This is a genomic window from Lacicoccus kunmingensis DSM 17847 (assembly GCF_059568765.1).
Map to the genome: position 1 here is coordinate 1 of NZ_JCANUC010000039.1, position 9,243 is coordinate 9,243.

The 9,243-nt window shown below is 36.9% G+C and carries 9 protein-coding genes; 7 read left to right on the forward strand and 2 right to left on the reverse strand.

The annotated features are described in order from the left end of the window. Positions 1–240: 240 nt before the first annotated feature. On the reverse strand, positions 241–414 hold the full coding sequence (locus BO48_RS16440; protein ID WP_496369168.1) for a hypothetical protein: 174 nt from the start codon (positions 412–414) through the stop codon (positions 241–243). A 350-nt stretch (positions 415–764) separates the two neighbouring features. Here BO48_RS16440 and BO48_RS16445 point away from each other — a divergent pair, with 350 nt between their 5' ends. The 4 genes from BO48_RS16445 to BO48_RS16460 all read left to right on the forward strand — a co-directional run bounded on the left by BO48_RS16445 (position 765) and on the right by BO48_RS16460 (position 5,995). Then, on the forward strand, positions 765–1,859 hold the full coding sequence (locus BO48_RS16445) for an NAD/NADP octopine/nopaline dehydrogenase family protein (protein ID WP_496369170.1): 1,095 nt from the start codon (positions 765–767) through the stop codon (positions 1,857–1,859). A 26-nt stretch (positions 1,860–1,885) separates the two neighbouring features. Then, positions 1,886–3,307 (forward strand): Na+/H+ antiporter NhaC, encoded by a 1,422-nt coding sequence (gene nhaC, locus BO48_RS16450; RefSeq protein WP_496369172.1) that lies wholly within the window; start codon positions 1,886–1,888, stop codon positions 3,305–3,307. A gap of 883 nt (positions 3,308–4,190) precedes the next feature. Continuing rightward, positions 4,191–4,439 (forward strand): hypothetical protein, encoded by a 249-nt coding sequence (locus BO48_RS16455; RefSeq protein ID WP_496369174.1) that lies wholly within the window; start codon positions 4,191–4,193, stop codon positions 4,437–4,439. A 956-nt stretch (positions 4,440–5,395) separates the two neighbouring features. After that, complete coding sequence (locus tag BO48_RS16460) at positions 5,396–5,995, forward strand: DEAD/DEAH box helicase family protein (RefSeq protein ID WP_496369176.1); 600 nt, start codon at positions 5,396–5,398, stop codon at positions 5,993–5,995. Positions 5,996–6,070: 75 nt separating this feature from the next. Here BO48_RS16460 and BO48_RS16465 read toward each other — a convergent pair whose 3' ends face one another. Beyond that, positions 6,071–7,156, reverse strand: a complete 1,086-nt coding sequence (locus BO48_RS16465) for an IS30 family transposase (protein ID WP_496369178.1) — start codon at positions 7,154–7,156, stop codon at positions 6,071–6,073. A 79-nt stretch (positions 7,157–7,235) separates the two neighbouring features. On the opposite strand from BO48_RS16465, the gene BO48_RS16470 reads away from it, so the two are divergent. The 3 genes from BO48_RS16470 to BO48_RS16480 form a co-directional block, all read left to right on the forward strand. After that, positions 7,236–8,231 carry a UDP-N-acetyl glucosamine 2-epimerase gene (locus BO48_RS16470; RefSeq protein WP_496369180.1) on the forward strand — a complete coding sequence of 332 codons (996 nt, stop codon included), beginning with the start codon at positions 7,236–7,238 and terminating at the stop codon, positions 8,229–8,231. 167 nt (positions 8,232–8,398) lie between these two features. Continuing rightward, positions 8,399–9,001, forward strand: coding sequence for an oligosaccharide flippase family protein (locus tag BO48_RS16475; RefSeq protein ID WP_496369182.1), 603 nt, complete (start codon positions 8,399–8,401; stop codon positions 8,999–9,001). An 18-nt stretch (positions 9,002–9,019) separates the two neighbouring features. Further along, positions 9,020–9,243, forward strand: a 224-nt coding sequence (locus tag BO48_RS16480) for a hypothetical protein (protein ID WP_496369184.1), incomplete at its 3' end; no start/stop codon positions are given.

The following is a 9,243-nucleotide window of genomic DNA, read 5'->3' on the forward strand; positions in this document are numbered from 1 at the left end:
CCAATTGATACCTAATGTTTTTTGTATTTCAGATATAGATAAACCTTTGGTGTTTCTTAAGTGTTTGATACAATTAATATCGGACATTGCTAGCATCCTTCCTGACCTCCACTGTGTTATTGTTTCGACACCAATAACGGTAGAGGGACTTGGGGTGGCTGGCAAGTCCTTTTTTATTATTTGCACTGATTTTAAAACAGTGCAGGACTCTGCACTTCTACATTGCAAAGCTCTGCACTTTTATTTTGCCATACACAACATTCCAATCACTTTTTGTATATTATTAGTCATCGCATAATTTTTAATGACCCAGTTATTCAAGCTAATTATTTCATAGTTATCTATTAAATCAATATAATTTTGTAATTCCTCGATTTTTTGTTTTGTCTTTTCATACGACAATAAATTTTCCATATTTAATATTTCCCTTCTTAAATTATAAGATAAACGCAGATTAATACAAATGATAAATTCTTGCTGGAAGATGGTGTTGTATTCATATGACCTAAAAAACTAATCTTCCACTACAGAGACAATTTCTTATTCAATATTAATATTCATTGATAAAAAACCTCCGATATAAAATATCACACCAACAGATGTGCGCAATAATTATATCGGAGGAATTGGTAATTAAGTTGACATTAGTTGGTACATTTCTTGTCATTTGACGGTAAGAAAGATGGCAGAGATGGTCCATTATTCAAAATATTTATGTTAAAATCAATTTTGTGAAATTATATTACAAAAGGGGATGTTTACATATGTCTATAAACAAAGTTTCAATCATCGGTGCGGGTAATGGCGGCATCACTGCAGCTGCAGATCTGACCCAAAGAGGTTTTGATGTCTGTCTATATGAAATGCCGGAATATCAGAAAAACCTTGACGGTATAAGAATGAAAAATGGTATTGAATTTAAAGATAGTAATGGCGAGAAATTCATTGATTTCAACAATGTGACTTCTGATATAGAAGCGGCAGTCGAAGATGCTGAAATCATCATGCTGACTGTTCCGAGTTTTGCTATCGAAAATATATCCGAAAATCTCGCACCGCACGTTGACGAAAATCAGATCATCTTCATCAATGGTGCAGGGACTATGGGATCTGTCAGATTTGTACATAAAGCAAAAGAGATGGGTATACATAAAACATTCAAAATATGTGAAACGAATTCTCTGACATACGGTACAAGAGCTTTTGCAGATGAAGCAAGAGTCGAGTTATCACTATACGTGAAAAAGATATTTTTTTCAGCATATCCGAGTACCGAAACGGAATCACTGCTGGAAAAATGTTCGGAATTATATGATTGTCTTGTCCCTGCTACTAATATCTGGCATACAACATTAGAGAACGGCAATCCTGAAGTACATCCGGGACCGGCATTGTTAAACGCCGGAAGGATTGACTACTCGGGTGGAGAATTTTATTTATACAAAGAAGGTATTACAGAACACACAGTGAAAGTGTTAAGAGCCATCGAACAGGAACGTATGGCAATCGGCAAAGCTTTCGGCTATGAATTGGAAAATGCTATTGAGAGCAGAGCAGGTAGAGGTTATTTCTCAGATGATGGCAGAGACCTGCAGACACTATTCAATACAAGTGAAGTTTATTCTGCAATCAAGGGGCCTGTGGCTGTAGACTCGAGATACTTTACCGAAGATATTTCCTATGGACTCGTATTATGGTCCGATCTTGGAAAAGCAGCTGGTGTTAAAACACCTAATATAGATTCAGTCATCACTTTAGGAAGTACGATTTTAGAAGAAGATTTCTTTGCAACCGGAGTGAACCTTGAAAAACTGGGCTTCGGAAATAAAACAATCGATCAGCTGATCAGTCAGGTATAACTGTCTGATCAAAGGGGGATGCATATATGAAAAGAGAACCTACATTTTTCGAAGCAATATCATGTTTTATCGTACTCGGTATCGTCATCGGAGTTGGATTCGGGATTTATGATATACCGATACAGCCATTACTATTGATCTCTGCAGCGTATGCTGCACTTATTGGCTATCTTACTGGATTGAGATGGAAGGGCATGGAGGAAGGTATCACGAAACGGTTGATGACCGCGATGCCGGCAATATTTATCATATTTACAGTCGGTATCATTATCGGTACATGGATATACTCAGGGACGGTACCGATGCTGATTTACTATGGTTTGCAGATTATTAATCCAGCATATTTCCTTGCTGCGGCATTCATAATCACTGCAGTAGTATCTGTAGCGACAGGAACAGCATGGGGTTCGGTAGCGACAGCGGGTGTTGCTCTCATCGGCATTGCGATGGAACTGAACGTCCCTTTAGGAATGGCGGCAGGTGCCATCATTTCTGGAGGCGTGTTCGGAGATAAGATGTCGCCATTGTCTGATACAACAAATCTGGCTTCCCTCGTTGTCGAGGTGAACCTGTATGATCACATCAAACATATGATGTGGACGACTGTACCTTCATCAATCGTCGGTCTCATTATCTGGTTCTTTGTTGGCTTGAATACGGATTACTCCGGTGGTGCTGATGCAGGTGCGGGTGTTTTGACGGAAGAACTGTCACAGATATTCAACTTTAACATATTCATGCTGATACCGTTCGTCATCATACTATGGGGTGCCATGACCAGAAAACCTGTGGTCCCCATGATGTTGTTATCATCGGTGGTTGCAGTCATTATCGGCATGCTGTTCAATGGATTCTCACTCGTGAACGGTGTCACATCAATGGCTGATGGATTCAATATGGCAATGGTGGAAGCCACGGGAATGAATATCGGAGGCCTCTCCGAAGATGTTATATCACTTGTTACAAGAGGCGGCATATTCTCGATGACCACAATCGTTGTGACCATATTCTGCGGATATGCCTTTGCCGGAATTGTCGAAGCTTCTGGATGTCTGAATAAAATACTGAACACATTTTCCCAATATATCCAGACAAATTGGCAGCTCGTCGGTGTGACCATCATAGGCAGTCTGATCATCGTTTTCACCGCAGGCGTCGCCTCAGTTGCCATCATCATGGTCGGCGTACTCCTGCAGGATGCCTACACCAAAAAAGGATTGCATCATAAGAACTTGTCCAGGACACTGGAAGATTCAAGTACAATGATACTTCCATTGGTCCCGTGGGGAGTCTCTGGTATATACTACATGGAAGTGTTGGACGTCAGTGTTGCAGATTACTGGATCTGGGCGATACCATGCTATCTGTGTATTGTGTTCGCAATGTTCAATGCGTTCACAGGTATGGGGATTGCGAAAAATGATAGTGAGAAAGCTGAGAGAGTTTAAGAGTGAGAAGATGAAGAAACCCGGTCAGATAATTTGGCCAGGTTTCTTTAATTAGAATTGATGTAAGTAAATATTGTTGTAATGATCAAATAAATTGTGTTGCTATGAGACACTTAAGTGAAAATGGATCAATCTTTTCTAGATATCAACTTCACCTGATTATTTTTTGTGATGAAGTGCATCAATACGCAATTGGTATTTACCGATTCATGGAGATGAATCCGCCTCATGAATTATTGAATTTACAGTGTGGGGTCAATGGTTCATATAAAGAGTTCGCTTAGGGCTGCTTTACTGTGCTACTGAAACCGAAGTGAAGATACGATTTTCTCTATGTTCAGATTAAATGTTGTGTGTGTGATTTGGTAAAAGAGTATAAAGAGGTATACTTGAACTGAAGGAGCTGCTTCATATTAATTTAGAAGGAGTTTGATTTAGATGGTCAGAGCTAATGTTATAGAAACTGCTATTCTCGAATTGGATGGTGGGGCATACCATAACTTAATGGATGAATACTTTCATGAAAAATTTAAATGTACTAATATATAATCACTCGGAGTAAAAATTGCTACTAATAAGTTTACCAGAGGCATACCTGACTCTTATACAAAGAATACGAACGGTAGGTAAATTATATATATCTATGGGACAGTACAATCCAGACCTTTTATAAAGTTAAAAGAAGATATCCAGTCGTGTTTTGACCCGGACAAACGTGTTTTACCACTTAACGATATAGAAAAAGTGATATGTACATATACTTCTACGAATCTCACAATAGAGCAGAAAGAAGAGCTGGAGAAATTTTAAACCTGGTGTATATATAACGTTAGTCGGATTGGATACGCTCGCTAAAGATCTTAGGTCGAATTATCGATTCATTGTGAGAGACTATCTAAATAAACCCATGGATTCCGGACAGGTATTTTCAGTAAAAAAATTTATAGAAGTTCACGATAAAACAGGTATTAATGCACCAATAGATACAAAATTTAAGTACAGAGAGAAGGAACTGGATATTCTTAAAAGTAATATAGAGACCTATACTGTTAATTTAAGTACTGGTCCGGCTGGGCTGGGTAAAACTAGGTTGACACTAGATAAGCATGTAAAGCACGATGACGACATCTAACACCGATGACACAGACATCCAATATATGACTTTTATATAAAGGATTATATCCTTTATACCGAAACAGAAAAGGAGGCCCTATGCTAAGAGACATTGCATAGTCCCCTGTTGTACTTCTTATATTAGGTGGCGTGAACAGAATGCCGTTATCTGGAAATGATGGATGAAGAAGCAGTCATGAGTGAGCTCGTCACCGTGCGTAGTTTAGCAATGAAGAAGAACTATTTACGGCGATGCTGAGATTTTAAAAAATAGAGCTGATGCGGATAGTGAGTAGTAAAACCAGGATGAAATATATAACTTGAAGATTTTATTTTGAATCGTCATTGCTGCAAAGTGGGCTTTATATCATCGATTATAAATCTTTTGACTTCTTAACGTACGTATTTCCTCATAAACAACCACCTTAGATGTCGTAAGAAAAGCAAAAAAACATGTATGTAAACCAACAATATTAAATTGCCGATTTGCTACATTTTAATATTGTGATTTACAGAATGCTAAAGTAAAGAACGATTATATGTTTTTAGGCAATTATTTCTTTATCGGAAGCATAGTCTTATATTTTAATTTGATGTTTAAATAAGAGTTGATATCTTCATACACATTCATACTGTATAGATACCAATAAATTATTAGAATTTTAAAAGTATTAAATTTGTCCGTGATTTACCTAATTGGTAATATTAAAGTGAGTATAATTTTGCATTGATACTTGAATTAATTTGAATGAAATAGATTCACTTTTTTATAACTCAAATTAAATGATTATGAAGTAGAGTTTAACATTAACTATAAAAAGTGACTTATTTTGAATATAAAATAGCAGATATGATGTATTCGACGTTCTTTATATCTAGTTATAATTCATCCCGGTTCATCGTAAAGTATTAAGTCTTTTATAACATTTATGAATAATTAAAGTGCAAGACAAATGAAATTTGTGAGGGTATATAATGCCTTTGAAGAAAAATAACCGAAATAATGTAAGCTATCAATCTATCTTTGATTTACTCGATCAAAAATTTACTGATATTGAACTAAGAGAAGGACAGAAAGAAATTGTTCAATTATATAATGAAAACTCTTCTGAGCAAGACGTATCAATAGAACTACCAACAGGATATGGAAAAACCTTACTAGGTGGGCTGATTGCTGAGCATAACAGGTTAAAATACAATAACAAGGTTGTATATTGTTGCGCCACTCGTCACCTTGCTGCTCAAACCAAGAAAATTTTAGATAATCATGGAATAGAAAGCGTACAAATGACAGGAAGCAGCAGGAATTTTTACCAATCAGATGAAAATTTGGATTATCAAAGAAAGAAGGCATTTGTGGTTACTACATATAGCCATATTTTTAACACAAATCCATACTTTGAGGATGCCGATATCATTATTTTTGATGATGCTCATGCAGCAGAATACGCAATTAATAGTATGTGGAGTTTGCAAATCAATAAAGAGGAAGCAAATGAGTTATTCGATCATTTATATACTTTACTTAATGAATTTATCGCGAATTTCAAGTTTAAGTTAGCCACTAGGGTATGAGCCTAATCCAGAGTTTGTGAAAGCACTCTGGTGGCTGGGTTTCTCCTCCCCCGAGGGGGAGGAGAAAAATTTACACTAGGCGCTTTGTGCCGATTGTGTGTGTTGCATTGCCTTGGCAAAACGCGCATGTGGTGTCTGGTAGCCAAGAATTTTCCTTGTATAATCATTCATCCACCGTTGGATGCGCTGAATCTGTCGATGACTGACGTCAGAGATGGACTGCCCCTTCGGTATGAACCGGCGGATGAGCTTATGTTGATTCTCGCTGGTCCCGCGTTCATATGATGCAAACGGCCGGGCAAAGTAAATGTCTGTCACATGCTTCAAGGTGTCATGCAGGGTACTGAATTCAGAGCCATTATCCGATGTGATGGTCTTAAATAATGACGGCATGTATTCACCAGCACGTTCAACGAGTGATTCGATTGCCTCTGTGACAGGTTGAGCATCCTTGCCATCAATTTTCAAAAGGACTTCAAAACGGGTCTGTCGCTCCGCCAGTGTCAACAGCACCGCATCTTCTTTGTGTTTCGAACCAATCACAGTGTCGATTTCCCAGTGACCGAATGTCTCCCGGGATTCGACAGCTTCCGGCCGATCGGCGATGGACGGTCCCAAATCACGTTTATGTTGGCGGTCCCTACGCTTGTTCGACTTTGTATTGCGACTGAGTTTCTCTGGCAGATTGATGTTCTTTGTGCGCATGATATGCCGGTCAATCCAGTTGTACAGTGTCGTTGTACACGGAATCAGTTCAGCAGGAAAAATATCACGCTGTTTTGCAGCACCGATTACGGCATCGGGGGACCAGTGGTGGGTCAGCATCTGTGTATCTGCCCAGTCGACAAACGCATTGGATTGGCTCCATTTCGGTCGCCGACCCGAGCGAAGCCGGTTGGTTTCATAACGTGTTTGAGCGTAGCCTGGATCATAGATATGATACGCATAATCATATGTTTTTCCATTCTGTTTCTGACGACGGATCTGTCGGACGGTCCCGCGTTTGATTTCGTTATTGAGGGTCTGGGGTGCGCGCCCTAAACGCGCTGCAATGTCACGGTTGGAGTAATTCTCCTGCTTTAAAACCTCAATTTTGGCCCGTTCATCTTTAGTCAGGTGTTTTCCTTTGGTGGATTCGGTGGTATCATGAAGTTGCGTCATGTGATTTCATTCCTTTATTGAGTGTTGTGGTTAACTTTCAATATAACATGAAATTCACATGGCGTTTTTTTTATCAAAGGTGGCTAAGTTCATTATAAAATCCACCAATGACTTTAATTTAAGAAAGCCAGATTATTTTTTAAATGCAGCTAATGGTACTGCCTTAGAGACAATTGGTAACATTCTTATTAAAATGGATCCGATTATGGATGAAGTTAGCCCGGATGCTTTCTTAGTATTAGGAGATACGAATAGTTGTCTGTGTGCTATAGCAGCTAAAAGAAAGAAGGTTCCTATTTTCCATATGGAGGCAGGAAATAGATGCTTTGATCAACGTGTACCTGAAGAAACAAATCGAAAAATAGTTGATCATACTGCGGATATTAACCTTACATACAGTGATATAGCAAGAGAATATTTGCTTAGAGAAGGATTCCCATCAGATCAAATAATTAAAACAGAAAGTCCTATGCTTGAAGTTATAAATTCAAAAATAGATGAGATTGAAAAATCTGATGTAGTAGAAAGACTTAACTTGAATAAAAACGAATATTTTGTTGTTTCAGCACATAGAGAAGAGAATATAAACTCTGAAAAAAACTTTAATGGATTGGTCGAAAGTTTGAATGCTATAGCTGAGACATATCAATTGCCTATAATAGTTAGTACACATCCAAGAACTAAGAAAATGATTGAAAAAAAAGATGTGAAGTTTAACTCATTAATTAAAACTATGAAACCTGTAGGCTTTAATGATTACATTAAACTACAAAAAGAAGCACGGGCAGTGCTTAGTGATAGTGGAACTATTAGTGAAGAATCATCAATTCTTGCTTTTAAAGCATTAAATATTAGGGAAGCTCATGAACGACCTGAGGCTATGGAAGAAGCTGCGGCGATGATGGTGGGATTAAATAAAGATAGAATATTGCAGGGTTTACTTGTATTAGGAGATTGTGAAAAATCTAAACATAAGATTGTAAGTGATTATGATAATGAAAATGTTTCTGAGAAGATACTCCGTATAATACTATGTTACACTGAATATATAAATCGTAAGGTATGGTTTAAATAGAATTCTACTATTAAAATATATATAAGTCAGTTATAAAAATTGAATACTTTAAAATATAATTTAATGAAAAGAGTTAATAAATGAAACAACGTATAAATAATTTAAGAAAGTCTAGGTTAGGGAGAAGTATAGCAGTAATGGTTAGTGGTACTGCTATCGCATAAGCATTGACAATTGTTATTTCCCCACTATTGACTAGAATATATACACCTGAAGAGTATGGAATATTAGCTATCTACACCTCAATAGTTTCTTTATTAGCATTTGGGACCTTTAAGTATGAATATGCAATTCCAAAAGCGAAAGATGAAGATGAGGCTTACCATATTTTTACTTTAAGTATTATTTTATCTATAATTTTTAGTATTCTAATATTCGTACCGTTTTATATCTTTTCAGATTATCTTTCAAAATCATTGAGTTTAAACAATTCATATGTAATTGCATTTACAGTTCCTATAGGCTTGCTCTTATTAATGTTCTTTAGAACATTAAGGCAACTATCATTTAGAAATAGAACCTATAAATTGAACTCTAGAGCTATTGTTTCTCAAAGTTTAGTAGGTAATACATTGAAGCTGTTGTTAGGTCTATTCGGATTTGGACAATTAGGACTAATAATTGGAAAAATGGGAGCAGATAGTTTAGGTTCAGTTCCATTTTATTTATATTATAAAAATATGTTGAGATCAAAAAAATTAAAATTTAATAAATTGAAATGTGTAGCAAATAAATATATAGATTTCGCCAAGTATCAAACTCCTACCTGAATTATTCATACTTCCCAGTTGAACCGTCAATTGCTTCAAAATTATATGATTCCTAATATTTTTCTATTTGCTTGGCAAAATCAAAGTGATTTTCTTGTTTTGAACAACATTTCAGAACGAATTTCTAAAACGGATCTGTTTTGGACAGACTACACCCTTGGTCTAACATCAGTGTTTAAAAAATGGATGCCTGCCGCATTCACTCCAGTTTCAGTCTCTGAATCCGCCGGAGTACCTGGTCG